The organism is Desulfosporosinus acidiphilus SJ4, from assembly GCF_000255115.2.
GTDB lineage: Bacteria > Bacillota > Desulfitobacteriia > Desulfitobacteriales > Desulfitobacteriaceae > Desulfosporosinus > Desulfosporosinus acidiphilus.
Map to the genome: position 1 here is coordinate 2,399,474 of NC_018068.1, position 25,994 is coordinate 2,425,467.

Annotated in this window: 21 protein-coding genes; all 21 read left to right on the forward strand. The window is 38.1% G+C overall.

From position 1 onward, the window contains the following. Window positions 1-14 precede the first annotated feature (14 nt). The 21 genes from DESACI_RS11025 (at window position 15) to DESACI_RS11120 (ending at window position 25,972) form a co-directional block, all read left to right on the forward strand. Window positions 15-1,184: a (Fe-S)-binding protein gene (locus DESACI_RS11025; protein ID WP_014827273.1), complete on the forward strand. Its 1,170-nt coding sequence runs from the start codon at window positions 15-17 to the stop codon at window positions 1,182-1,184. Between the two features lie 219 nt (window positions 1,185-1,403). Beyond that, window positions 1,404-2,576, forward strand: a complete 1,173-nt coding sequence (sat, locus tag DESACI_RS11030) for a sulfate adenylyltransferase (RefSeq protein WP_041276055.1) — start codon at window positions 1,404-1,406, stop codon at window positions 2,574-2,576. Between the two features lie 81 nt (window positions 2,577-2,657). Beyond that, window positions 2,658-3,098, forward strand: coding sequence for an adenylyl-sulfate reductase subunit beta (aprB, locus tag DESACI_RS11035; RefSeq protein WP_014827275.1), 441 nt, complete (start codon window positions 2,658-2,660; stop codon window positions 3,096-3,098). A gap of 38 nt (window positions 3,099-3,136) precedes the next feature. Then, a complete protein-coding gene (aprA, locus tag DESACI_RS11040) occupies window positions 3,137-5,029 on the forward strand; it encodes an adenylyl-sulfate reductase subunit alpha (protein ID WP_014827276.1) in 1,893 nt (630 codons plus the stop codon). Between the two features lie 382 nt (window positions 5,030-5,411). Next, window positions 5,412-5,555 (forward strand): hypothetical protein, encoded by a 144-nt coding sequence (locus tag DESACI_RS24530; RefSeq protein ID WP_158310171.1) that lies wholly within the window; start codon window positions 5,412-5,414, stop codon window positions 5,553-5,555. 877 nt (window positions 5,556-6,432) lie between these two features. After that, the gene (locus DESACI_RS11045; protein ID WP_014827278.1) at window positions 6,433-7,041 is read left to right on the forward strand and encodes a chromate transporter; all 609 of its coding nucleotides are present in this window, start codon (window positions 6,433-6,435) and stop codon (window positions 7,039-7,041) included. Beyond that, window positions 7,038-7,577: a chromate transporter gene (locus DESACI_RS11050; RefSeq protein ID WP_014827279.1), complete on the forward strand. Its 540-nt coding sequence runs from the start codon at window positions 7,038-7,040 to the stop codon at window positions 7,575-7,577. Before DESACI_RS11045 ends, DESACI_RS11050 begins: the two co-directional genes overlap by 4 nt. Window positions 7,578-8,047: 470 nt before the next feature. After that, on the forward strand, window positions 8,048-8,686 hold the full coding sequence (locus DESACI_RS11055; protein ID WP_041276056.1) for a universal stress protein: 639 nt from the start codon (window positions 8,048-8,050) through the stop codon (window positions 8,684-8,686). Window positions 8,687-9,395: 709 nt separating this feature from the next. After that, on the forward strand, window positions 9,396-10,067 hold the full coding sequence (locus tag DESACI_RS11060; RefSeq protein WP_014827281.1) for a universal stress protein: 672 nt from the start codon (window positions 9,396-9,398) through the stop codon (window positions 10,065-10,067). A gap of 75 nt (window positions 10,068-10,142) precedes the next feature. Beyond that, entirely contained in the window at window positions 10,143-10,772 is a 630-nt protein-coding gene (locus tag DESACI_RS11065) for a hypothetical protein (protein ID WP_014827282.1), read from the forward strand. A 911-nt stretch (window positions 10,773-11,683) separates the two neighbouring features. After that, window positions 11,684-12,313, forward strand: a complete 630-nt coding sequence (locus DESACI_RS11070; protein WP_014827283.1) for a hypothetical protein — start codon at window positions 11,684-11,686, stop codon at window positions 12,311-12,313. 492 nt (window positions 12,314-12,805) lie between these two features. Continuing rightward, complete coding sequence (locus DESACI_RS11075) at window positions 12,806-13,732, forward strand: sulfite exporter TauE/SafE family protein (protein ID WP_014827284.1); 927 nt, start codon at window positions 12,806-12,808, stop codon at window positions 13,730-13,732. A gap of 5 nt (window positions 13,733-13,737) precedes the next feature. Then, on the forward strand, window positions 13,738-14,214 hold the full coding sequence (locus DESACI_RS11080; RefSeq protein ID WP_014827285.1) for a hypothetical protein: 477 nt from the start codon (window positions 13,738-13,740) through the stop codon (window positions 14,212-14,214). A gap of 145 nt (window positions 14,215-14,359) precedes the next feature. After that, complete coding sequence (locus tag DESACI_RS11085) at window positions 14,360-14,938, forward strand: universal stress protein (protein WP_014827286.1); 579 nt, start codon at window positions 14,360-14,362, stop codon at window positions 14,936-14,938. Between the two features lie 188 nt (window positions 14,939-15,126). Continuing rightward, the gene (locus tag DESACI_RS11090) at window positions 15,127-15,663 is read left to right on the forward strand and encodes a universal stress protein (RefSeq protein WP_014827287.1); all 537 of its coding nucleotides are present in this window, start codon (window positions 15,127-15,129) and stop codon (window positions 15,661-15,663) included. 955 nt (window positions 15,664-16,618) lie between these two features. Continuing rightward, window positions 16,619-18,448 (forward strand): SulP family inorganic anion transporter, encoded by a 1,830-nt coding sequence (locus tag DESACI_RS11095; protein WP_014827289.1) that lies wholly within the window; start codon window positions 16,619-16,621, stop codon window positions 18,446-18,448. Window positions 18,449-18,507: 59 nt separating this feature from the next. Beyond that, window positions 18,508-19,128, forward strand: a complete 621-nt coding sequence (locus DESACI_RS11100; protein ID WP_014827290.1) for a hypothetical protein — start codon at window positions 18,508-18,510, stop codon at window positions 19,126-19,128. Window positions 19,129-19,568: 440 nt separating this feature from the next. Beyond that, window positions 19,569-20,912 carry an MFS transporter gene (locus DESACI_RS11105; protein WP_014827291.1) on the forward strand — a complete coding sequence of 448 codons (1,344 nt, stop codon included), beginning with the start codon at window positions 19,569-19,571 and terminating at the stop codon, window positions 20,910-20,912. 38 nt (window positions 20,913-20,950) lie between these two features. Next, the gene (locus tag DESACI_RS11110) at window positions 20,951-22,876 is read left to right on the forward strand and encodes a sigma 54-interacting transcriptional regulator (RefSeq protein ID WP_014827292.1); all 1,926 of its coding nucleotides are present in this window, start codon (window positions 20,951-20,953) and stop codon (window positions 22,874-22,876) included. A 430-nt stretch (window positions 22,877-23,306) separates the two neighbouring features. Then, window positions 23,307-24,590, forward strand: a complete 1,284-nt coding sequence (locus tag DESACI_RS11115) for a CaiB/BaiF CoA transferase family protein (RefSeq protein ID WP_014827293.1) — start codon at window positions 23,307-23,309, stop codon at window positions 24,588-24,590. A 38-nt stretch (window positions 24,591-24,628) separates the two neighbouring features. Further along, entirely contained in the window at window positions 24,629-25,972 is a 1,344-nt protein-coding gene (locus DESACI_RS11120; RefSeq protein WP_014827294.1) for an MFS transporter, read from the forward strand. The last annotated feature ends 22 nt before the right edge of the window (window positions 25,973-25,994 follow it).

The following is a 25,994-nucleotide window of genomic DNA, read 5'->3' on the forward strand; positions in this document are numbered from 1 at the left end:
AAAGGAGCATTAGTATGGAAGAAATAAAAAGTGTATCTCTGGAGATGAAAGATTATATTGTTTCTTCAGGGGCGGAGACGCTCAGCTGGTGTATGCAATGCGGACTCTGCACCAACCTTTGTCCTTGGCGGTTAGTCCCCGGAGAAGTGAGTGAAGCATTTAACATTCGGAAAATGCAGCGCTTGGGTCAACTGGGATTAGAAGGTTTTGAAGAAGAAGAAGTCCTGTTTGCCTGCGCGACCTGCGGGATGTGTCAAACGAATTGCCCGAGGAAAGTAGATATTATCAGCAACGTACGGTCGATGCGAAACACCACAGTAGGTGCAGGGTTTTTACCGGCGCACCTGAGGCCGATCGCCGGAAGCATTCATGCCAACGGAAACCCCTGGTCAGGAGAGAAAGAAAAGCGTACGGAATGGCAGGAAGGACTGGATATTCCAGCCTTCAGTGAAGACACAGAGTACTTGCTGTATGTCTGCTGCACCTCCTGCTACGATACCCGGAGCAAGAAAATCGCGAAAAGCATTGTCAGCCTGTTAAAACAAGCCGGAGTAAGCTTCGGAGTCTTAACAGCGGAAGAGAACTGCTGCGGAGAGACAATCCGTAAACTGGGCGATGAAGAATTGTTCCAAAAGTTAGCAGAGTCCAACATTAACTTGTTTAACAGCAAAGGGGTCAAGAAGATCATAACGACATCGCCCCACTGCTTATATGCCTTTAAGAAGGATTATCCGGACTACGGCGGAGAGTATGAAGTCGTGCATTATTCGGAAGTTCTAAGCAAACTGGTGAAAGAAGGAAAACTGACCTTTAAGGGAGAAGTAGGGAAAAAGGTAACCTTCCATGATCCGTGTTATTTAGGACGGCATAACGAAGTGTATGATGCACCGAGGGAACTGATCCAAGCTGTCCCCGGAGTAGAGTTCGTCGAACTGGACCGCAATCAGAGCAAGAGCCTCTGCTGTGCAGGCGGAGGAGGACGTGTTTGGGCGGAAGTACCATTTGGCCAACGCTTCGGAGAATTGAGAATTACCGATGCAGTGGATAAGCAAGCTGATGTCTTAGTCACAGCCTGTCCCTATTGCATCTTAATGCTCGACGATGCTTGTGCAGGTCTGGAGAAGAAAGATGTGCTGGAAGTTATGGAAATGTCCGAACTCCTTTGTTCAGCGAGCAAGCCTTAATATCTGGTAGGTAATACAAATATCGTGTTTTTAGATCTACAAGATAGAGGGTTCAGCTTAGTGATATTGTCTTAATTATTTAAAAGATAATATTCGAGGGGGGGGATGCCGGTAATCCTTCAATGCTGCTCCTAGCAGCAAAATTTGTGGACTCTGGCGAATACTATACACAAATTCGTAGACTCTCAATGAAGAAAATAGATAGAGGAGGACTTAATGATGTCAAAATTAGTACCACCCCATGGCGGAAAATTAACTCCTGTGTTGCTTCCTGAAGCACAACGTGCTGAGGCTCTGGCAAAGGCTAAAACATTACCGGTAATTCGCATGACTTCAAGAGAAACATCAGACGTTTTAATGATCGGCATGGGTGCATTCAGTCCCTTAACCGGTTTCATGGACAAAGCAAACTATGAGAGTGTTGTAGAAACCAAACACTTAACCAATGGTTTAGCATGGCCTCTCCCCATTACTCTTTCCGTTACTAAAGAGCAAGCCGGATCTCTTAAAGTTGGTCAAGAAGTTGCCGTAGTTGATGATGAAACTGATACCTATGTTGGTATCTTAACCATCAGCGATATGTATGAATATGACAAAGTTAAAGAATGCAAAGCTGTTTTCTTCACTGATGATCCAGAACACGATGGCGTTAAAAAAGTCATGGCTCAAGGAGACATCAACGTTGGCGGTTCTTTAGTAACCTTCAGCCAATTGGGCTATGCTTCTAAATATGGCGACTATTATGCTACTCCGGAACAAACCAGAAAAATCTTTGATGAAAAAGGCTGGGCAACCGTTGCTGCGTTCCAAACCCGTAACCCCTTGCATCGTTCTCACGAATTTCTCTGCAAAATGGGAAATGAAGTTTGTGATGGACTCTTCATTCACCCAATCGTAGGAAAACTTAAAAAAGGTGATATTCCTGCAGAAGTTCGTTTAGATTGCTATGAAGTTCTCTTAAAGAACTACTTCAATCCCAAGAATGTTGTTATGAAAGTATATCCGATGGAAATGCGTTATGCAGGACCAAGCGAAGCTATTCTTCATGCTATTTTCCGTCAAAACTTCGGCTGCAGCCATATCTTAATTGGCCGTGACCATGCCGGTGTTGGTGACTATTATACAGCTTATCAAGCCCAAGAAATCTTCGAGCAATTCAAACCCGGTGAAATTCTCTGTCAACCACTTAAAGTAACTGCTGCTATGTACTGCAACAAGTGTGAAGGTATGACCACTGAGAAAACCTGTCCTCATGGTAAAGAAGATCACCTCAAAATTAGCGGTACAAAATTAAGAGCAATGTTAGGAGCTGGAGAAGTTCCACCCAGCAATTTCAGTCGTCCAGAAGTTCTGCAAATCTTACTCAAATATTATGGCTCATTAAATAAGTAAAACATTTGGTTTGTAAATTAAACTAGGAAATTTTTTCTTAAGTTTAGTTTCAAAAATATATGAATGATGGAGGTTTAACAAATGCCAAGTTTTGTAATTGCAGAAAAGTGTGACGGATGCAAAGGGCAAGATAAAACAGCTTGCATGTATGCATGCCCAAATGACCTGATGTTTTTAGACAAAGAAAGAATGAAAGCTGTAAACCTAGATCCAAGCCAATGCTGGGAGTGCTTATGCTGTGTTAAAGCTTGCCCGCAACAAGCTATGGACCTTCGCGGATATGCAGATTTTGTTCCCCTCGGCGCTTCCTGTGTACCTCTTCGTGGTTCGGACAGCATCATGTGGACCGTTAAATTCCGCAATGGCATGACTAAACGCTTTAAGTTCCCCATCCGTACAACTGAAGAAGGTTCTGCTGTACCTGATGGCGGCTTTGTTGAAGCAAACACCGATATCAACAGCATCGAACTCTTCACTGAGCCTTCTTCCATGAAAATGCCGGTTTGGACTTATAAGAAATAAGCTCTTGCAATAAGGAATAAATAGGGAGGTTAAAATCAATGCCAATGAACTTTGAAACAGTAGAAGTAACAACCGACCTTCTGATCATCGGAGGCGGAATGGGAGCCTGCGGCGCAGCTGTAGAAGCAGCTTACTGGGGCAAAAAACACGGACTTAAAGTAACCTTAGTTGATAAAGCATCAATGCCGCGTTCCGGTGCAGTCGGAATGGGATTGTCCGCTATTAACCTTTATGTTGGTCTTGCAGAAGGCAGAAATACTGTTCAAGACTATGTCCGCTACGTTAAAGGCGATATGATGGGAATTGCTCGTGATGACTTAGTCGCTAACATCGCTCGTCACGTTGACAGCTCCGTGCACATGTTTGAAAAATGGGGTCTTCCTTTGTGGAAAGACGAAGAAGGCAACTATGTTCACGAAGGAAAATGGCAACTGATGATCAGCGGTGAATCCTATAAAGTTATCGTTGCTGAAGCTGCTAAGACTGCTTTAGGCGAAGAAAACATTTATGAGAGAGTTTTCATCACTGAGCCCCTCTTAAAAGACGGTAAATGCGTAGGAGCTGTTGGCTTCAGTGTTCGTGAGAACAAATTCTATGTCTTCAAAGCAAAAGCAACCTTGTGTGCAATGGGCGGAACGGTTGGTGTCTTCAAACCTAAATCCACAGGTGAAGGTGCCGGACGTTCATGGTATCCTCCATTCTCCACCGGTTCATCCGCTTACTTCACCATGAAGGCTGGAGCAGAGATGAGCAGCCAAGAAGTACGCTTTGTACCGATTCGTTTTAAAGACGCTTATGGTCCTGTTGGAGCTTGGTTCTTACTCTTCAAATCCCGCGCAACCAATGCTTTGGGTGAAAACTACATGGAAACCCGCGCCGATGAGCTGAAAAAATTTGGCGTCTACGGTTCCATTAAACCAATTCCTGCAAACCTTCGTAACCATCTGGGGTTATTAGACGTTCAAGAAGGTAAAGGACCTCTCTTCATGCGTACAGAAGAAGCTATTTCCAATCTGGCCAAAGCGTATGAAGGAGACGAAAAAGCCTTCAAGAAGAAAATGAAATCCTTAGAGAATGAAGCATGGGAAGACTTCCTCGATATGACGATTGCACAAGCTTTACTTTGGGCAGCAACCAACGTTCAGCCTGAAGAAAGATCTTCTGAAATCGCAGCAGCAGAGCCTTACTTCATCAGCTCTCACTCCGGTTCTTCAGGAGCATGGATTTCCGGTCCGGAAGACCTCTCCGCTGGAACAGACTACTTCTGGGGTTATGCTAACATGACCACCGTTCCTGGCCTCTTTGCAGCAGGGGACGCATCCGGAAACTGCCCGCACAAATTCTCCTCAGGAACTCACGCAGAAGGACGTATTGCAGGAAAGTCAGCTTGCAAATATATCTTAGAGAACAACACACTTCTCGAAGTTGAGCCTTCTGTGATTGACGAAATGAAAGCCATCACTTACAAACCGCTGGAAATCTATGAGCAATATAAAGATTTCAGTACCGATCCACAAGTTAACCCGAACTATATTCTTCCGAAACAGTTTATGTTCCGTTTACAAAAACTGATGGATGAGTATGTTGGCGGAGCTAACGTATATTTCTGCATGAACCAAGCATCCTTAGACAGAGCAGCAGAACTCTTTGAATTCCTCAAAGAAGACTCTGAAAAACTGGCAGCCAATGACATTTATGAATTGCTGAGAGTTTGGGAAAACAAACACAGAATGTGGCAAGCCGAATCCCACTTGAAAGCAGTCACCTTCCGTGAAGAGACCCGTTGGCCCGGATACTATATCAGAACAGACATACCAACTCTTGACGAAGAGAACTGGCATTGTTTCGTCAACATGAAATGGGATCCACAAACCAAAGAGTGGTCTGTCTTCAAACGTCCGGTTATCGATATGTTTGACGTTAAATTTTAAGTAACACTTTACCACTCCTAATCTTAGTAATTTTGAGGACGAGTATGGCTTTTCGGAAATATACGAAAGGTTTATACTCGTCTTCTTTTTTACCTGTCAGAAAGAATAACTTTTTGTTCAATACAGAAAGAATAGTCAATACGTGCCAAGACATTGTCTTCGCCCTCTAGCATAAGTCGTGCAACTTACCTGCCAGGAATTGCAACTAAGTAGCCAATGGTTACGAAGAAAGCGGACGAGCCCTATCATCACACTCAACTCATTAGACATAACACCTGGCATGTAGATCTACCGAAAATCTCTGAAACAAACTAGTGTGATACTCTCCAGCGGAGAGTATCGGGATTGCGAGAAGAGGCCGCTGGCCTTGGAGAATAAGAGAATGAAGCTTATCATCACACTGAAACTCATTAGGGATACACTTGCAGAGTGGATTGGCCGAGTGTACATGAAGCTAAACATGTGCGATACTCTCCACGGGACACTATCGGGATTGCGAGAAGGGACCTCCTGTGCCAAAGGCTAACAAGTGCAAAAATAGTAACTTCTGTCGCTCGTAAAATTTTTTTAGAAATTGCTACACAAATTGCACTTACAGATTATATTTAAATTAGATATTTAAAAAACACCTAATGAAAGCAAAGAGTAAATCAAGAAACAAAGAATAATAATTAAAATTAATATTAAACCTAAGGAAGCTATGAGTTCAACAAGAGATAAAATCGTATATGGGAAACTTAGTAAAAAACATTGAATATATATTTAAATAACGAATGATATTTCGCTTGAAATACAATCTTAACACAATTAATATATCAATTTTATATTAATAAGGGCAAGAAAGATATAAATAAACATAAGTAACTAAATAATAATTCAATTTTAATAACCAAATAATATTCATAATATTCTAGCAATATATTCTTGCCATAACATATCTTGATTACGACCATATTGACTCGGAATACTCACGGTGTTAATCTTAAGTCATAAATTCGATGTAAATACCAATGAGCATTGCAATGTGCCTATTATAACAAAGATAATGAATAATGAATGTATTTCAGCCGACAATATAATTGACATCTAATAGACATCAATATGTTTTGAAAGATCATGCAGATATGTTCGCAATTAAGATTCGATATTTTTACTTTGGTTTATCCCTCAAAATTTTAATCTTTTTCACTAATCCTAGCTAGCAGGATTAAATTTATAGATTATCAAGTGAAAATTATCTCTATTACAAGCCATGGATTATTCTGGGTTATATGTCAATAACTTTGAAACCTACTGTCTGACATAGATGTATTCAACTAGGATAGGGGGGATAATTCAAAGAACACAATTAAATTTATAAAATTAATCCTGTATAACTTGTTTTTATAATAGGGGGAGTTAAAGTGGAAAAGGAAAAGAGGAAAATTACGATCAAGTTTCTATATGAGATTTTTATGGTTTTTTTCAAAATATCTCCGATTACTTTTGGCGGGGGATTCGCCATGATTCCTATCATGGAGGAAGAAATTGTTCATAAAAAACAATGGATAGATCGAGAGAACCTTGTTGATATCTTTGCAGTTTCTCAGTCGTTACCTGGCGCAATTGCTGTCAATTCAGCTACATTTGTAGGTTATCAGATCGGTGGAATAGCTGGTGCTTTGTCTGCTTTGTTAGGAATTGTCATTCCAACCTTCGCGATTATTATAGTATTAGGTGCTTTACTAGGTTCTTTCCAACATAATATCTATGTTCAAGCAGCATTGAAAGGAATTAGGCCTATTGTAGTAGCATTGATCGCATCGGCGGCTTACAAAATGGGGCTTGTTTCCGTAGTAGATAAAATATGTGCTGCCCTGTGTGCCGTTTGTATAATTTCTCTCTTACTTTTCAAAAGTCTTAATTTAATCTTAGTCATCTTTTTAGGAGCTTTTGCCGGAATTGTAATTGTAAAAGTTAAGGATCAGCAAAATAAACGACTATCGCATAAGAAAGCTGGTGAAACGCTATGAGTTTATATTTAGAAATGATAATAACATTTTTTAAACTCGGGCTTGTAAGTTTCGGGGGAGGATATGCCATGATCCCCCTCATCCAGACGGAAATGCAAAGTCATCACTGGCTCGATATCAGTCAATTCACAGACATGATTGCTGTATCGGCCATGGCACCTGGACCAATTGCCAGTAATACGTCAACGATTGTTGGTTATAAATTAGCCGGACTGACGGGTGCTGTAGTTGCATGTATCGGAGTGACGTTACCATCATTACTGCTAATTCTTCTGGTAGGGAAATTATTCTTTGCATTCCAAGAACATCCTTATGTAAAAGCTGCCTTTTATGGACTGAGACCAACAATTGTAGGCGTTATAGCTTTTGCAGCCATTAAGTTTGCAATCAGCAATGGAATTGTCGGCGGAAGCCAATTCATAGATATTAGAAGCAGCATATTATTAGTCGCCGCTTTCATTTTATTAATAAAGACAAAGATACATCCGGCTTATCTTATCCTTGGATCAGGAATCATCGGCGTTTTTATATTTTAGGCCAATCAATATAAATATTCACTGAATGCCTGAATGCCTAAGTTATGAGAATTGAGTGAACTCGTACAGCTAAAGCTGAACATCGGGGCTTCGGTTGGGGACTCTACCCCCACCGAAGCAGAGACCGGGGACCACTCCCACTTATAGAAGTGGGAGTCTCACGATTGGATGAGAATACGAAAGACGGAACGAACTCGTAGGAACACGTAGTAACTCTACAAGTCAGAAGGCAATTTAACAGCTACAGTTTAGCTTCAGTATGGTCCGAGATCTCTGGAGCTTCTTCTTTTACTATGACTCTTTTTTAATAGTTATTTACAAATAAGGTTCTATCTTATATTGTTCTTCGTTATTTAAATATGCTATAATTTTTAAAATAGGAAATGACTTAAATCATATGGAAAGAGATGGGGCATTGTGTCCTGGGAAAATTGACGGTTATTCCTCCACATTGTGAAAGAGGTGTTCGTATGAATGATTCGAAATTTAAAGTATTACTTTATTCAGATGGGTCTCATCAAGCTTTTTCTGCTGCAGTATATACAGCTACCCTTTTAAGGAAAATACCAAATATGGAGCTGACAATTCTGCAAGTACAAGAAAGTGATGATGGAAATGAAGAGACAAAATATAGTTGGTTAGAGTTACGACCAAAATATAAGCGTTATCATTGGGGTCGTTTAACCGAAAATGATTATAGGTGGATTGATTTCTGGCCCGAGAATCCTGATCCTGAATGGATGAAGAGTATACTCAAAGAAACAGAAATTACTTCAGAGAGTCAAAAAAAATACGCGCAAATCTTAAAAAAGACAAATGAAATCTATCAGAAACGCTCAAGCGATGTTAAAGAGCAAATTCTGTATAAAAAAACAAGTCTTAATGAAACTGCAAGTATTTCCGAAACGGTTAAAATGATCATAGATTATGCGACACAAAATCCTTTTCAATTAATTGTTATGGGAACACGTGGCCTTTCAACTATAAAAGGGCTAATGTTCGGTAGTTTAGCTCATACAGTTCTTGACAAATCACCCCTTCCCGTATTATTGATTAAAAAGCTTCCTGAAGATTTTATTGATAACTACCTGGCATCTTCAGATTTATAAAGAAATTCACGGAATAATATTTAATATAAAATATTCTAATTTTGGAAATTAGAGAACGTTAATTTAATTGTAAATATTCTTTAAAAGACTTTGGATTTTAATCTAAGGTCTTTTTTCAATCTCTGAAGGTATAACTATCGGTCATATACTATTCTCGAACATAAGTTCAACTAACCTGCCAACGGCTACGGCGATCAGCGGACGAACCTATCATAAAACTGCTATATATTACGCATACACCTATTGTGTGAAGATTAGCCAAGTGTCTCTGAAGACTTGGATAATTTTGGAGGAATCATTTATAATTAATTATATTGATTATGAACATATTGATTTGATATAGACACAGTGCGAATACAATGCTAATCTGTACTTGTTAGTAAAGTCACAAGTAAATAGGAGGTGAACAAGCCCGTTTTACAAGAGTAATATGTATATGTTAAACTAACTTGCGTGGTTAGTTGGTTAGAATCATATCCATTATAAAAGCACAGTATTCTAATCTAATTTATAAAAAAAAACAGCCTTGCAAAGGCTGCTAAGAAATTTGACATGTTTATTATATCATAAATCCAAAGAAATACTGAAGAATAAAATTAGAAAATATTAAAGCAGATTTAACAAAAAATAATAGTATGGCTTATCTACAATTCCTAAATGATTAGTGCATAATATCACTAGCTTATTTTTAGGAAAGGAGCTATTTCTTATGACAAATGTAAACTTTAACGTTTTGCTATATTCTGATGGATCAACACAAACTTTTAATGCTGCAGTTTATACTGCGAATCTTTTTAATGATATTCCAAATATGAAATTAACTGTTCTTCAAATACAAGAAAGTCATGAGCGTTTTATGGGCACAGAATTCAGTTGGGCTGAATTAAGGCGTAAGTACAAAAGAATGTATTGGGAAAACGAATCTGATCTTAGCTGGTCCCAGACATATCTTAAACCACCTAAAGACGAATGGTTTAAAAGAATCTTTACAATGGATGACGATCCCAGTGAACACGACGCGAGGTTGGTTTCAAAAACTAATCGAATATTCGTCGAAAATTCCTCTAATATTAATCACCAAATTTTATTTACCAATATAAATAAAGCAGATATATCTGATACAGCTGATTTAATTCTTGATTATTCAAGGCGTAACCCCTTTAATCTAATTATTCTGGGTGCTGATGGTTTATCAATGTTTAAAGGCTTAATTTTTGGTGATTTAGCTCACAAAGTACAAGTTAAGTCTCCGATTCCAGTATTAATGATCAAGAAACTATCTCAGAAGTTCATTAATAATTACTTGTCAGATGCAAAGGAAACTGTCACCAGTCAAATGCCACATATAATTAGTGGCCATGCCAGTAGTATATTCTTTTAATCAAATAGGATAGTACGTTTAATAATTTCTCTTTGATTCTTTCCGTAGATGACAGAAACGAAAGAAGGGATTATATTGTCCGCGATAAAGGCAACCGATGAAACATTAAAATCAAATCAAGTAGAGGACGTTGAAAGGGAGATAGGAGACAAATCTTATCCAATATGGCTGTTAGTTAACCCAAAACATCCTGCAGTTCGTCATAATATTTGGGCTCCAGTTCTTGCAGAGATACAAGATAAGGTATTTAGAGATTTGCATGTCCGAATAGATACGACGAAAATATATCTTAGAAAGGTTGTAGGTGACAGCCGAATCATACCTAATACCTTAAATTGGTGGGGAACTGAGCTAGCAAAGGAAATAGATCTTTTTAGGGAAATTGTTGTGGAATATCAACCTAAAATCTTAATTACATTTGGCTCTTTTCCCTTTGAATTTGTCCGTAGAGTCTATGAAATATATCCGGAAAAAGGACCGAAATTTTGGGGTACAGCAAATTTAGGCGATGAATTTGGCAAAGCCATCGAGAATTTCGACATAACGAAAACCAATCGTATTCCCTTGTTGCGCAGAGTTGTAAAAAGCGGAAGATTTATTGAAGATCATAACTATTACGGAGAGAACTATTTTCAATATGTTGGCAAAAAAATAGCAGAGAAGATTATAGCTAATAAGGATAATCTGGACATTTGGATAGAATAATTAATGCTAAGGATTTTGCAACTAATCCTAACTAAATTATACTTAATCCGTACTAATTCATAAAGAAACCCCTGAAGCCTATTCAGGGTTATTTTTTTACTGTCAGAATGTATAAGATTTCGTAGTATCCTTACTTTTCCTCTCCTCAAGGATAAATGCAACTCGGCAGTTGCTTACGCAATGACGATCACTGACGAGTTTATATCTACGCCGGCATCTCATTACTCCGGTATTTTGAATTGCTTAGTGTCTTGGTCAGACTTCAATGCTCTCAAACTAGAGAATTAATCATAATTAGAGATTTTTAGTTTAGCCGCAGATAATTTTCTTGCTCAGTAAAAAATATATTTTGAAATTAATACTAGATGATTAAGAATTATTATTGCACTTTTTAATTATAGGGCAATCTTAACTTAAAGAATTACTTGTGCGTTTGAGAAATTCATGAATACTTTAAGCGTTTAAATTCAAGATTAATAAAAGCTTTGATTTTCAAGCGTTTTCAACGAATTACTAATGCTTAAAACAATTGAAATGCGTCTATTTAGGAAATCGATCCCTTAGGAGCAAAATTAGCCCTTTATATACTTCAACAAATAGATATCGGGCAACTCGTATCAATAGGAAAATCTGATTACGATTATATTGCTTAGTTATAGACATTATCCTTAGGCAATGATAATCTTTAATTGTGAGGATAAGTACATGTGAGAGTGAGGAGGGAGAACATTTATCCTGGAAGATAAACTAGAGATGCTTGGTATGAGCTAACCTAAGGGTTGCTAAGAAATTTGACCGGTAAAATAAGAATAGTTCACTCAAGGGATAATATTGCTGCAAGACAACGAGCAACTGCAACAAGTTAAGAATTGATAATCGCTGCCGCAAATTTTTGGGAGGAGGGAGTCAATATGTCTAACTTAACACTTAATAGATATATTCCTGCCGTTGAAAAGATTAAACAAGAGACCGGAGAGAGAGAGTATCCTATTTGGCTGCTTGTAAACCCAAAACACCCAGCAGTTCGTCATAATATTTGGACTCCAGTATTAGCTGAGATACAGGACAAAGTATTTCGAGTTATACACTCTAGAATCGATACTTCGGATATATATATCAGGAATGCTGTTAAAGTAAGTGAACTGGTTCCTAATACTTTAAATTGGTGGGGAGTAGACGTTGCTGAAGAAATTGATATTTTTAAAGAAATTGTTAATGAGCATAAACCTAAAATAATAATTTCCTTTGGTGCGTTTCCATTTGAATTTTTAAGAAGGGCTTATCAGGTTAAACCTGAAAAAGGTCCTAAATTTTGGAGTACAGCAAACTTGGGCCAAGAATTTGGAAAAGCGATTAAAAATTTTGATATTACAAAGACAAATAGGATTCCATTACTTCGTCGAGTCGTTGAAACCGCTAAATTCACGAAAGATCCTATTTATGTAGGTCGTCAAGACGGCGAGACATATTTCCATTATGTTGGAACTCAAATTGCAGATAAAATTATTGAGCATAAAGATAGTTTGAATATTTGGATATAAGGTTGAGGGAGTACCGATGCAAATCTTAGTGCAAAAAAGAACAATTCAGGATCTTCCAAAACCCCCTATTATTCATCAATCAGAATGGTAAAGATATTTCCTTGAAAATTAGTCTGCGAAATATCAAGCTTCAATAAGAATATTCTTTGATTGATGAAGACAAAATATCTAAAAATATTAATAAAGACTCGATGAAGTCTGTAGTGAGTTAAATCCTACAGATTTTTGTTTTAAATAGGACCTGTTCGAGTCTTTTTTTTCATAAGTAAAATCGATTATGAACATATTGTTATCCTATAGACACGAAGCTAAGATAAATGTTACTCTGTTTGTGAGAAGACTCACATACTCAAATATCACTATAAGGAGGTTTGAGATAAGCATTTTTCCACTGATACTTTAACAACGGTAAATCAAGAAATAAATCACTCTAAGTAATTGAAACCGTTTTGTTTTTAACCGCCGTAATTTGATGTAGGAGGTAAAGAGGCAATGATTGAAAAATTAGTAACTGATGCCGGCCTGATATATTCTGCAACTAATCTTGCGGTAACTCAAGCAGCCGGCAACCCTGGAATACCATGGTGGGTATGGCCGTTGGCTCTACTAGTTACAACTTTCCTGATAGGGATTGTGGCAGCATTAGCGGGTGTAGGCGGAAGTGTTTTGTATGTGCCAATCGTCAGCAGCTTTTTTCCATTCAATTTTGATTTTATTCGTGGTTCGGGCTTATTTGTTGCCTTAGCATGTTCACTCTCGGCAGCTCCCAAACTCCTTAAAGCGAATCTTGCAAGCCTGCGTTTAGTTATTCCTTTAGCCTTAATTGCATCATCATCGAGTATTGTAGGTGCCTATTTAGGTCTTGCATTACCCCAAAGTATTCTCAAAATTTTACTGGGGCTTTTAATAACCTCTATTGCACTATTGTTTGTTTTTTCAAAGAATAGTGAAATTCCTAAAATCGGACGTCCGGATCCTTTGGCCAAATATTTAAATATCGGGGGGGCTTACTTCGAATCTTCCAGTGGTCAGGATATTCAGTGGACTGTCTGGAGACTTCCTCAAGGATTAATACTCTTCGGCTGTATTGGAATCATTGCAGGGATGTTTGGAATCGGTGCAGGTTGGGCAAATGTTCCAGTTCTTAACTTAGTCTTAGGAGCACCTCTGAAGGTAGCGGTGGGAACTAGTATGTCGCTTCTGGCGATCACAGATACTTCGGCCGCCTGGATTTATCTGAATCAAGGTGCAGTACTGCCAATGATAACGGTTCCCTCGGTTATTGGGATCATGATAGGTTCTCGAGTGGGAGTGAAGATTTTAAATACAGCCAAACCTAAAGCAATTCGTTATATTGTTATACTAATGTTACTGTTTGCTGGCTTAAAATCGTTATTAAATGGATTAGGATGGGGGTAAGAATAATGGGAATTCAAACAGGTGTTACAAGTGCAACTGCGAAAGACGCTGTAAATGCACAAGGGAATGTATTGGATAATGTTAAGGTTAGTCCTGAACAGAATATTTATGCGACCATTCTACTCATTTGCTCTTGGGCAGGTATCATAGGAATGCTCATTACTTTTATCGGTTATATGGCTGGAGCTTTCAGTCCGATCGTCAAACCATCTGATATGCCTCAGTTTTGGGGAATGAATGTTCATCAGTATTTAGCAGCTACTAACGCCCCAAGTGGATGGAGTTGGCTTGGCTATATCAATCATGGTGACTATATGAACTATGTCGGGTTGGCCTTTTTAGGTATTGTATCAACGTTAGGTTATGTTTCTTTATTCATCAATTATTTAAGAAAAAAAGATTTAACCTATACCTTAATGGTCAGCTGTGAGATTATAATCATAGTTCTTGCCGCTTCGGGGATATTCCATGTCGCAGAATAAGGCGATTTTCCTAAATTGCGGATCAACCCACTTAAAATCGGAATAAATAATTTCTAACTATTTTTGGTTTTATTAATCCTCTCATAATCCTCTCAATTGTGTTACAATAATATGAATATACAAATGCGTAAGAGAGGTTGATGTTATGAATGATTCTCAGTTTAATGTACTTCTTTACTCCGATGGTTCACATCAGGCGTTTTCGGCGGCCGTTTATACAGCCACATTATTAGAAAATATGCCAGACATGCATTTAACCGTTTTACGAGTTATTGATAATTCGGAAGCACCAGCATTTAAAGCTTATGATTGGACTGACACTTGGCCTGGAACACCTACCTCGGAATGGATGAAGCACGTGCTTTCGGATTCGGACAGTGAAACTGAGAGAGAATATCATATGATCCTTCGTAAAACCAACCAAATTTTCTTTAATCAAGGATATAACGTTGTTCATAAAGAAATATATACTAAAGGCTCTGGAGATAATGCTGCGGATACTACTCACATTGAAGATGTTATTCTTGAATATGCACATACTAATTGCTTTGACTTAATAATTATTGGTACTCGTGGATTATCAAGTTTAAAAGGCTTAATTTTTGGCAGCTTAGCTCATAATTTGCTCACTAAGTCTACAATACCTGTGATGCTTATAAAAAAACTCCCACAAGAATTTATTGACAGTTACTTAGAAAACAAGGAAGACAAAGTATCTATTTAATGCTGATTAATTTGGCTGGGTTATGGTTAAGTAGTTTAATAAGTCTCAGTTAAATGCCTCGAGGAGAAAACTTAAAATTCTTATTCGGGGCATTTGCCTTTCAGGATAGTTATACGTTTTATTGAGACATCGGCATTCATTAGAATCTCGTAATGGGTTAAGTTTGTACAATGAAAAGGGGTTTTCATATGAGCCAGATATTCAAAGTGCTGCTTTACTCCGACGGTTCACGACAGTCATTTTCAGCAGCCGTATATACGGCAGCTCTCTTAAAAAAAATACCCAATATGTATTTATCAATTGTTGAAGTTCAAGAAAGAGATGAAAGCCATGCTGTTTCAGACGTAAATTGGAGAGACTATTGGTTTATTAATTCGGCCTCTGAGTGGAAAAGAATTGTGATTGATGATGCAGATCAAGTTGTTAAGAAACATTCCGAAAAAATCCTTCACGAGACCGAAAAAATATTCCTAGAGAATGAGAAAAACATTAATTACCAAATCATTTACAGTAACCCTAGTATTTCTGAAACAGTGGAAGCGCTTGTTAGCTACGCTGCTCTGAGGTCTTTTAGGCTTATCATAATGGGAACGAGAGGACTTACATCGATGCAGGGTCTAATTCTTGGTTGTTTGGCACATAATCTTCTCAATAAGTCTTCAATTCCAGTTTTGTTAGTAAAAAAGCTTCCACAGGAATTTATTGATAGTTTTTGCCTTAAATAGTTTTGCCTTTAAAAGTCTTTGTCATAAATAGTTTTTGCCTGAAATAATTAGTGTCCCGAAAAGAGTAAATTCTTTTTCGGGACTTTTTTTTGTGGGCCATTCCTTCGGCATCGGTAATAATTATTATCTAACTACCGCATTTTTATAAGACTGTTGGAAAGTAGGTGTCATGATATCCAATCGATTAGTTGTTTAGTGTAGAAAAAGAGCATTTTTTGACAGAAAGACATATAAGGCATATGTTCAAATTTTTCTATAGATAAAAAACTATTTACTAATAAGTGAAACAGCAAGATAGATTAAAAAGACGCTTTGTAAAATGCTTTTTATACCATATTTACCATTGAGTTAATTGATGGTGAGCATATCGATTTCCCATAGACAGAATAAAAACATAATGTTAACCTTTTATTAAAGTTAGTGAAATATTTAATTTGGAGGTGAGAACCTATGTTAACAGGAATTATGGCGATCATGGTTATGGCAGCATCCTTTGGGATCATTTTAGCGGATCGTTTAGCACAAAGAAATGGAGGGAGCGAGCATGTCTAGATGCGAAAGCAAAAACGGAAGAAACTTGATTCAAGGATTAAGAAAATAAAAAAAGCAGCCTCGAAGGCCGCTAAAAAATGTGACTAAATCAATTATACCAGAATTCAATCAATTTTTCTACGTTGTAAACCACTTGTTCGGGAATATCATACCGGAAAAGATCAGAGCGTCCTTGGCTGCGGCCAACGTATGTTGGTGCAGCCAAGGGTCAGACAAATCAATTACAAAGAATATTAAACTGAGTAAACACAGATCGTCTATGGGTATAGACCAATAGGCTTAGTTCTTATTGCGTATTTAAGGGTTAAAACTTGCGCATCAAAATGTTCGAAGTAACAACTCTGCAAATGGACCCGACTTAAATGCCTGGTAGGTTGTTGTTCTAAGGAAAGGTGGGATTACCATGAACCTAACGCGATTTCGCTATATTCCTATTATCGGGACGTTGAAAAATTATAAAAAAGAGTATTTTACAAAAGATTTGATTGCAGCCTTGACAGTCGCTGTGGTAGCGATTCCTCAGTCTATGGCTTATGCACTGATCGCGGGAGTAAACCCGGTATATGGGCTTTACACTGCGATAATTTCTTCGATTTTAGGTTCAATGTTTGGCAGTTCAAAACATTTAGTGACCGGACCTACCAATGCAATTTGTCTGCTGGTGGCAGCCAGTATGCGAAATTATATGGGGCTTGATAACGCCTATCAAATGCTCTTTCTTATGACACTTCTCGTTGGAGCTTTACAAATGTTGTATGGAATAATTAAGTTAGGAAAGGTTATTAATTTTGTATCACATAGTGTTATCGTCGGCTTTACTGCAGGTGCCGGAGTGTTAATTGCCCTTGGACAGTTGAACACCATTCTGAGCATTTCAATCAAAAATTCAGCCCAACTTCCGACAATGGAGAAACTCTACTATGTACTAACTCACATTAGCCAAACAAATTATTATGCTCTAGGTTTGGGATTATTGACGATTGCCATTATCTTGATCTGCAAAAAAATTAATAAAAACCTGCCTGGAGCGCTTATAGGCATTGTTATCCCAATTTTAATTATTGTCATGTTTGGTTTGGATCAAAAGGGTGTAAAGCTTACCGGCGCAATACCATCATCGTTGCCTCCTTTCAAGATGGTACAATTTAGTTTTGATTCTCTAAATAAAGTATTCAGTGGTGCAGTTGCAATTTCCATTATCGGATTGGTAGAAGCCATTTCTATCTCAAAATCTATTGCCAGTACCTCACGTCAAAAAATTGATGCTAATCAGGAATTTATGGGTCAAGGGATCTCAAATATTATATCCTCATTTTTTCAGTGTTTTCCTTCCTCAGGGTCTTTTACTCGCTCAGCTATCAACTACTATAACGGTGCAGTTACTCGCATGGCGGCAATTATGTCCGGCATAGTTATCGCTATTGTTCTTTTGTTTTTTGCACCTTATGCCCAATATATCCCGAATCCTTGCTTAGCGGGGGTAATATTGGTAACAGCTTATAGCTTAATAGACCAAGAAGAAATCAAGCGGATCGTAAAATTAGGGAAATTTAGCTCTGACTCCTTAGCTATGGCAATTACTTGTTTAGCGACAATCTTGATGCCTGATCTGGATTATGCCATTTATTCAGGTATTGTGATATCCATCATTCTCTATTTAAAGGATACTAATAAAGCACCGGTCCGATTGTTCATTCCAATACTGGAAGAAGATTCAAGAATAAGCCGTCAAGAGCTTGAGGTTATTGATAACAAAACTGACTTGCTGATAATTCAATTGGAAGGACACTTATATTTTGGTTCAGCCTTCGACTTAGAGCAAAAACTTGATAATTTGGTTGGCAAAGCAAAGTTATGTATCCTGAAGATGGAAAATGTCAGTTCGCTGGATGCTACAGCTATAAATGCCTTAAAGATTTTTATTAAGTCTGTTAAGAGATATGGCGGAGAGACAATAATTTGCGGAGCAAGGCCAAAGATAAACACAATACTCTTAAAAGCAAATCTTGAAAAAGAACTTGAAAGGGACTATAAATTTACATTATCCGAAGAAGAGATCCTAAACTCTGTTGCAATAACGACTGAGAATGAAAGAACTGTACTCTCATGTGAAAAAGATAACTCAGTCGTAAATAATTTTGCTTATCATCTTTTACAATCCGTCACTAATTTTAACGGAGGGAATAGTTCCAACAAAAAAACGACGTATCTGGAAAATTCAAGTGTCAATTAAATCACCTAAATAGGTGAGTGTCCGATAAATTTCAAATTGTTTGAAAGGTGGGATTCAAAATGACGAGCCTTACGCGCAATAATTATATTTCACAGACTGAAAAGCTCAAGCGGGATACCGGAGATAAAAGTTATCCTATATGGTTACTGGTAAATCCTAAATATCCTGCAGTTCGGCATCAAATTTGGACACCTGTACTTGCGGAAATACAAGACAAAGTATTCCGAGAGATTCAAACCAGAATAGATACAACGAATATATATATCCGAAATGCGGTAACGGACAGCGGGATTGTTCCAAATACCTTAAATTGGTGGGGGATTGAAGTTGGGGAAGAAATTGAGGCATTTCGAGAAATTGTTTTAGAATACAAGCCGAAAGTAATTATCACCTTTGGTGCCTTTCCCTATGAATTCTTACGTCGCGTTTTTAGAATTAAACCTGAAAAAGGCCCTGTATATTGGGGGAATGCTATTTTAGGTGAAGAATTTGGTAAGGCTATTAAAAATTTTGATATAAACAAAATAAATCGCATTCCTTTACTGCATCGAGTAAATGCCAGCGGCAAATTTATTGAAAATCAAAATTATTTTGGTGAGAGTTATTTTCAATATGTTGGAACTAGAATTGCGGAAAAGATCATCGAGAACAAAAATGAACTTAATATCTGGATAAAATAGTAAGAAGAAATCAATCAGTTAATTCATTCAACAAATGGAATCAATTAATCAATCATCAATAAATGACAAAAACAGGTATCTCAAAAACGAGGTATCTGTTTTTTGATTACAATATCGAAGGAGATACTTTATTAAGAAAATGATAATAGTTGCAATATCGAAACGATGTTGCTTGAATAGCACCAGATTGTATCACTTTAGCAACCGAATAATAATTTGCTCTTTTCAAATTATGGTGTTTTCTTTATTTCCGCGAGTAATTGCCTAACAATTAAGTATATTTGGAGTTATCTATATATTCAAAATAGTATTCATAATCTGGTATAGATTTTGCTAGTTTTATTGTTAAACAAATAACCCAAAAGTGAAAGGAGGTAATTATTATGTGCGGATAATTAGTCAACTGCTGGCGGATGTTTTGAAACAGTGGAGGGAAAAAAATGAATAAAACTTCCGTTTCCGATATCATTGATCAGTTAGGAATCTCAAAATATACTCTAGAAATTTATATCCTGGTTGGCTTAGCTCTTCTTTTTGATGGATTTGATTATATGATCGTTGCCTATACTATGCCTCAAATGGCGAAGGAATGGATACTATCAAAAGTTCAGACAGGAAGCCTTGCCTCATGGAGCCTTTTAGGTTTAATGGTTGGTGGATTAGTTTCCGGGTTAATCTCTGATCACATTGGCAGGAAAAAAACATTGATAAGTTTTGTAGCACTTTACTCTATGCTTACCTTTCCAATATATTTTGTGCATAGTTTTGAAGCGTTTGCTTTTCTCAGAATCTGTAGCGGAATTGGTCTAGGCGCTTGCATCCCTATAGCTGTTACTTTGATGTCGGAAAGCGCCCCGACTAAAAATAGAGGTTATTTTACTTCGTCTTTAATGGCCTTTTATATTCTTGGCTGGGTCGTTGCCGGTATTGCGGCTATGTTTATTGTTCCGAAGTACGGTTGGAGAGTTTGTTACCTCACAGGCGGAATCCCAGCATTGTATGCCATAGTTTTACTATTTAAATTGAATGAATCATTATATTGGCTTATGGGAAGAGGACTGGAAAATGAGGCAATTAAAGTATTGAAAAAAATGGAGATAGCTTCTAATGGGGTTGCCCCTGATTGGGCTCCCGGAAGCCTGGCCATTCCGCCATCGCGCCCTAAAGTTGGTATGAATGCTGTTTTTTCCGTTCAATATCGCCGGGCAACATTAGCGAATTGGATTATATATTTTATGGGTTCCGTTGTTATATACGGCATCACAGGTTGGCTGCCATCGTTATTAGTGGGCGCAGGGTATAGCTTAATTAAAGGTTATTCATTTGCGATACTGCAAAATCTCTTTTCCATTCTAGGTGCTTTATGTACTGGCTATATTGCTGATCTTATTGGACGTAAAACAAATGTTGCTTTAGGTTGGCTATTTACCGCCTTAGCAGTTTTATTTTTAGGATATGCAACTAATGAATGGCAGGTAGTTATCTGCAGTATCACCGTCGGTATAATCATGAATTGGGCCTTGAGTGGAACTCAGCCTCTGCTGACAGAAGCCTATCCCACCGAATTTAGAAATACTGGTGTTGCCTGGACTCAAGCCTTTGGACGAATGGGTGGATTTCTTGGCCCAATTGCTGCGGGATACATTCAAGAAATAGGAATTGGCTTTACTGGTACTTTTATATTTTTTGCAATTCCAGCCTTAATTGCAGCAATCGCAGCTTTTTTCTTGGTTACGGAAACGAAAGGAAAAAGTATCGAAAATGTTGCTGGGGCTAAAGTTTAATTAAGGGGCGATTTGGACAAAAAGCTGGGGGGGATATTATGCTTACCGAAATTATCGTTACTTCTCCAGATAAAGAAGTAACCCAAATTGTTGAAAAAGTTCAAAGGGACCTTAATATAAATGTCTCAATTGTAGAAATTTCCTTTGAATCAGCAGTAAGTTTGGTCAAGGATATTATATCTCAAGACCCTAATCGAATAAAAGTAGTCTTAAGTGGGGGAGCCACTCTGGAGCTTTTGCGGCAAGCTTTACCCTCTACTCCAATGATCAGTATTCATCCCACCGAGTGGGATATAGTTTTGGCCCTTGATTTAGCAAGAACTTTTGGTAAAGAATTAGGATTGTTTGTCGCCGGAACTGAGGATCCTAAGATTATTAAAAAACTCAGCACTGTTCTTGGCCTTGCCGTTAAAATTTATGTTTATAGGACTTGGGAAGAACTAGAGGATCAGATGAAAAGAGCACGTCGGGATAGGATACAGGTAGTTTTGGGAGTAGGCGAGAAGATTCAAGATTTAGTTAACCAATTCGGATTACATTTTGTCTCTGTTTCGGCGGGAGAAAAAACCATTAAAAATGCCTTGATTCATGCCAAAGCGTTTCTAGAAGCCAAGATTCGTCCAAAACTTAATATTGAGCATCTTAAAGAAATATCATTATATACCCATGAGGGTATTATCGTGGTTAACGAAGAGAATGTGATAGAGGTTTTCAATTCTGCAGCATCCAAGTTATTTGGTTTAAGTTCGGAAGAAGTCATTGGTAAATCTCTAAATGATATGAGCAACTGTCGTTGTTTGGCGGGAATTTTTGATGGGCCGGAGAAAAGGCTCGGGTATATTTATCAAGCATTTAATGGCAGCGTGTTAGTCAATAAGTTTCCAATTATTGAACATTCATCGATTAAGGGAATTTTAGTTACCTGTATGGAGATGAGTAAGGTTCAAGAAGAACTAAAGTACAAAAAAGATTTATTAGCCAAGGGATTTATAGCTAAATATAGTTTTAGTGATATTATTTTCGTCAACAATAAAATGGGTTCAACGATTGAAAAAGCAAAAAAGTTCTCAAATACCGATTGCCCGGTTCTTATTCGAGGTGAGAGCGGCACTGGTAAAGAGTTGCTGGCTCAAAGTATGCATAATGAACATCATTTGAGATGTAACGGTCCGTTTATTGCCGTAAATTGCGCATCCTTTGATGATAATTTATTTAAGAGTGAACTGTTTGGTTATACCGAAGGTTCTTTCACCGGTGCTATAAAAGGAGGGAAACCAGGGCTAATAGAATTAGCGAATGGCGGAACTTTATTTTTGGATGAGATTGGCAAAATGAAATTTGAACAGCAAGGGAACCTTCTGCGTGTATTACAAGAAAAAGAAGTTCGGCGTATAGGAAGCGATCGGGTGATTCCTGTGGATGTCCGGGTTATTGCTGCCTCAAATGAGGATCTGGGTGAAATGGTAAAAAAAGGTACATTTCGCGAGGATTTGTATTTCCGTTTAAGTGTATTAAAAATCATGATACCACCTTTACGTGAAAGAAGAGAGGATATTCCCTGTCAAGTGACGTTCTTTTTAAAGAAGTATTCTGCCAAGTATAATAAGGAGATCTATTCTGTCCCAGTTTATGTTTATAATAAGATTTCCAAAATGGAGTGGCCCGGTAACAGCAGACAGCTTGAACATTTAGTTGAACGATGCATTGTTCTGGCAAGTCATGAAAAAGATGCATCAAATATTATGATGGAACTTTTAGAAGAGGAATTTGGGGAAACTAGTTTACCTACTGATTCAGAGGATTGTACTCAAGATAAAATCAGTGTTTGTGTAAGTACGTTGGCTGAAATGAATTCTGAAATAGTTAGAAGGATGAGAGCAAAAGCAAAATTAAGCAACAGTGAATTAGCCCTTAAACTCGGTATCAGCAGACCTACTCTTTCAAAGATGCTCAATTATAGTTAATTTTGGTAAACAACAAGGTTTCTAAGAAATTTGATAACTTATTAAGGTTAAGCCAAGGTTAGCATTTTAAATGCTAATTTTTTTTTTACTATCAGAGATCAAAAATTTGACATGATGCTGCACAATGGAGAATCGAGGTATTGACTAGTGACACTTGATCATTGGAAATGGTATTACGCAGATCGAAAGTCGTTAAATAATTTTACACATCTAGGAAAATATTTTTCCAAAGTCTTTTGGTTGTTGTTTATATTTTTTTTGAAATGCCTGCTTCCTAAGGAATAAGAGTCATCAAACCAATGGCATGAGAATTGCAAAGTTCAATAGACCGAATATTTAAATAATATCTCAACTCTAACTGCAACAGAATATCACATAGATTTTTTAGTTTATTAAAGATTAATTAAATAATCGAAAGGGGATAAGAACTATGGAGCGATGGAAGGAAATTGAGAGAATTCCAGCCCCGGTTATTGTACCGACCTATGGGCCTTTGACAGGCATGCGAGTCTTGATGACCGGCAGCATTGTGGCAGCGCCATTTAGCGCTTCCTTACTGGCTGAATACGGTGCGGAGGTCATTCATATTGAACGTCCTAAGGTAGGTGATCCGTATCGTGAACAGGCTCCAGTTGTCAAGCACGGTGATAAGAGGGTGAGTGCCGGATGGATTCAGGAGGCTAGAAATAAACTGAGTCTGACGTTGGAAATTAACTTCAGAATTCCAGAAAGTCGGGAAATTTTCCTCTCATTAATTAAGAATTGTGATGTCTGGGTAGAGAATATGGTCTGGACCGAAAAATTAGGAATAACAGAAAAGATGCTCTTAGAAGTCAACCCTAAGCTAGTGATTGCCCACATAAGTGGTTTTGGCAGGCCGCAATTCGGTGGTGTTCCTTCGGAATGTGACAGACCTTCTTATGATCCTATTGGTCAAGCAGAGGGAGGTTACATGTATGTCAATGGTTTCCCTGAACCTTCGCCTCCATCTCATGCCGCAACCTTTATTAATGATTATTTGACTGCTATGTTTGCAGTCAACGGTATCCTTATGGCCTATATTCACGCGCAAAAAACCGGTCAAGGTCAAGCTGTTGATATTGCGCAAATCGAGGCCATGAGCAAAGTACTTAATGATACGTTTGTACAATATTTTCTGTTGGGTAAGGTTAGAGAGAGGAAGGGTAATAAGGTTGCTATTTTCCAACCGGGAAACCTTTTTAAAACTATAGATAATAAATACTTATATATTGGCGCCTATGGCCCGGCAGTTTATGGTCGATTCATTAAGGCTCTGGGGCTGGATTTGGACAAATATTCTCATGAAGCGGCTGGCGGTTCCGTTGAAGCCATCAATTCCGAGTTGGGTTTGGAGTTAAATCAGATAGCCACGGAATGGGTTGCAGCAAGAGAGGCTGAAAAGGCTAAGGAATATTTACTGAATTTAAAGGTGCCCTGCGGAATCGTCCGAACTTCAGCGGAACTTGCTGACAGTGAACATTATGAAAAGAGAGGCAACTTCGTCCAATATGTTGATGAGACTCTCGAAGAAACTGTGAAAGCATTTGGATTCTGCCCGAAGATGAGTGCAACACCCGCTCAAGTATGGCGTGGAGCCCCGAAGATAGGTCAGGATACGGAAGTGATTCTTCATACCATCCTTGGTTATAGTGAGAGTGAAATTGTCGATTTTAAAGAAAAAGGTGTTATTTAGAGCCCAATTTCTTTTAAATAAACAGAGGAGGTAAATGTATGGATAAAATATCAATCTCGGAGATTATCGACGAAATTGGTCTTTCTAAATATACCTTTAAAATTTATTTTCTAATAGGTCTTGCTCTGCTCTTCAGCGGGTTTGATTACATGGTTGTTTCTTATACGATGCCTCAAATGACCAAGGAATGGGCTTTATCAAAAGTTCAAACAGGAAGCCTGGCTTCCTGGAGCCTTATTGGTTTAATGATCGGAGGAATTATTGGAGGGGTGATTTCTGATCGTATCGGCAGAAAAAAGACACTGGCATTTTTTTGCTTAGTCTTTTCTTTGTTAACATTTCCCATTTATTTCGTGCATAGTTTTGAAGCTTTTGCTGTTCTGAGAATACTGAGCGGTATTGGTTTTGGTGCAATTATTCCAGTAGCCGTGACTATGTTGTCCGAAAGTTCACCAACTAAAAACAGAGGGTATTTTACCTCCTCAATTATGTCCTTCTATGTTTTTGGCTGGGTGGTGGCAGGAATCGCGGCTATATATATTGTTCCGACCTTCGGCTGGAGGGTTTGCTATCTAGTAGGGGGTTTACCGATCGTCTATACATTTATTCTGCTCTTCTTACTCCCGGAATCTTGCCGTTGGCTCTTAGGGAAAGGAAGGGAAGATGAAGCCATTAAGGAAATAAAACGTATGGAAATAACCGCCAAAGGAAGAGCAAAGGACTATGTTTCAGGTAGTTTGGCCTCACCACCTTCTCCGGTGAAGGTTGGTATAAGTGCTGTTTTCTCTGCAGACTATCGAAAAACAACGATGGCACTCTGGATTATATATTTTATGGGCTCAGTAGTTATCTATGGCATTAACGGCTGGCTGCCAACTCTACTCGTTGGCAAAGGTTATGGATTGGTGAAAGGATATTCTTTTGCTGTCTTGCAAAATGTTTTCGGAATGATTGGCGGCATTGGTACTGGTTATGCTGCAGACAAGATTGGACGAAGACTCAATGTAATTTTTGGCTGGATCTTTACTGCCGCAGCAATCCTGTTATTAGGAGTTGCTCTTAATCAATGGCAAGTTGTTATCTGTGGGACGCTGGTAGGCCTTGCGATGAATTGGGGACTTAGTGGTACACAGCCTCTCTTGGCGGAAGGGTACCCCACAGAATTTAGAACAACCGGTGTTTCTTGGGCCCAAGCCTTTGGGAGAGTCGGGGGTTTTTTGGGTCCCATCGTGGCAGGTTATGTTCAGCAGTTAGGGGTGGGCTTTACAGGTATCTTTATATTCTTTGCAATTCCGGCAGTCATTGCTGCTTTTGTTGCCTTGTTCTTTATTACCGAGACGAAAGGGAAAAGTATTGAAAATATTGCCGGAGTTAAGGCCTAATGGCTAATGATAAAGTCATAAA

What these genes read in the sequence shown, in the direction of transcription:
- DESACI_RS11025 (WP_014827273.1), top strand. Translation starts at nt 15, where the DNA reads ATGGAAGAAATAAAAAGTGTATCTCTGGAGATGAAAGATTATATTGTT.
- sat (WP_041276055.1), top strand. Translation starts at nt 1,404, where the DNA reads ATGTCAAAATTAGTACCACCCCATGGCGGAAAATTAACTCCTGTGTTG.
- aprB (WP_014827275.1), top strand. Translation starts at nt 2,658, where the DNA reads ATGCCAAGTTTTGTAATTGCAGAAAAGTGTGACGGATGCAAAGGGCAA.
- aprA (WP_014827276.1), top strand. Translation starts at nt 3,137, where the DNA reads ATGCCAATGAACTTTGAAACAGTAGAAGTAACAACCGACCTTCTGATC.
- DESACI_RS24530 (WP_158310171.1), top strand. Translation starts at nt 5,412, where the DNA reads ATGAAGCTTATCATCACACTGAAACTCATTAGGGATACACTTGCAGAG.
- DESACI_RS11050 (WP_014827279.1), top strand. Translation starts at nt 7,038, where the DNA reads ATGAGTTTATATTTAGAAATGATAATAACATTTTTTAAACTCGGGCTT.
- DESACI_RS11055 (WP_041276056.1), top strand. Translation starts at nt 8,048, where the DNA reads ATGAATGATTCGAAATTTAAAGTATTACTTTATTCAGATGGGTCTCAT.
- DESACI_RS11060 (WP_014827281.1), top strand. Translation starts at nt 9,396, where the DNA reads ATGACAAATGTAAACTTTAACGTTTTGCTATATTCTGATGGATCAACA.
- DESACI_RS11070 (WP_014827283.1), top strand. Translation starts at nt 11,684, where the DNA reads ATGTCTAACTTAACACTTAATAGATATATTCCTGCCGTTGAAAAGATT.
- DESACI_RS11075 (WP_014827284.1), top strand. Translation starts at nt 12,806, where the DNA reads ATGATTGAAAAATTAGTAACTGATGCCGGCCTGATATATTCTGCAACT.
- DESACI_RS11080 (WP_014827285.1), top strand. Translation starts at nt 13,738, where the DNA reads ATGGGAATTCAAACAGGTGTTACAAGTGCAACTGCGAAAGACGCTGTA.
- DESACI_RS11085 (WP_014827286.1), top strand. Translation starts at nt 14,360, where the DNA reads ATGAATGATTCTCAGTTTAATGTACTTCTTTACTCCGATGGTTCACAT.
- DESACI_RS11090 (WP_014827287.1), top strand. Translation starts at nt 15,127, where the DNA reads ATGAGCCAGATATTCAAAGTGCTGCTTTACTCCGACGGTTCACGACAG.
- DESACI_RS11095 (WP_014827289.1), top strand. Translation starts at nt 16,619, where the DNA reads ATGAACCTAACGCGATTTCGCTATATTCCTATTATCGGGACGTTGAAA.
- DESACI_RS11100 (WP_014827290.1), top strand. Translation starts at nt 18,508, where the DNA reads ATGACGAGCCTTACGCGCAATAATTATATTTCACAGACTGAAAAGCTC.
- DESACI_RS11105 (WP_014827291.1), top strand. Translation starts at nt 19,569, where the DNA reads ATGAATAAAACTTCCGTTTCCGATATCATTGATCAGTTAGGAATCTCA.
- DESACI_RS11110 (WP_014827292.1), top strand. Translation starts at nt 20,951, where the DNA reads ATGCTTACCGAAATTATCGTTACTTCTCCAGATAAAGAAGTAACCCAA.
- DESACI_RS11115 (WP_014827293.1), top strand. Translation starts at nt 23,307, where the DNA reads ATGGAGCGATGGAAGGAAATTGAGAGAATTCCAGCCCCGGTTATTGTA.
- DESACI_RS11120 (WP_014827294.1), top strand. Translation starts at nt 24,629, where the DNA reads ATGGATAAAATATCAATCTCGGAGATTATCGACGAAATTGGTCTTTCT.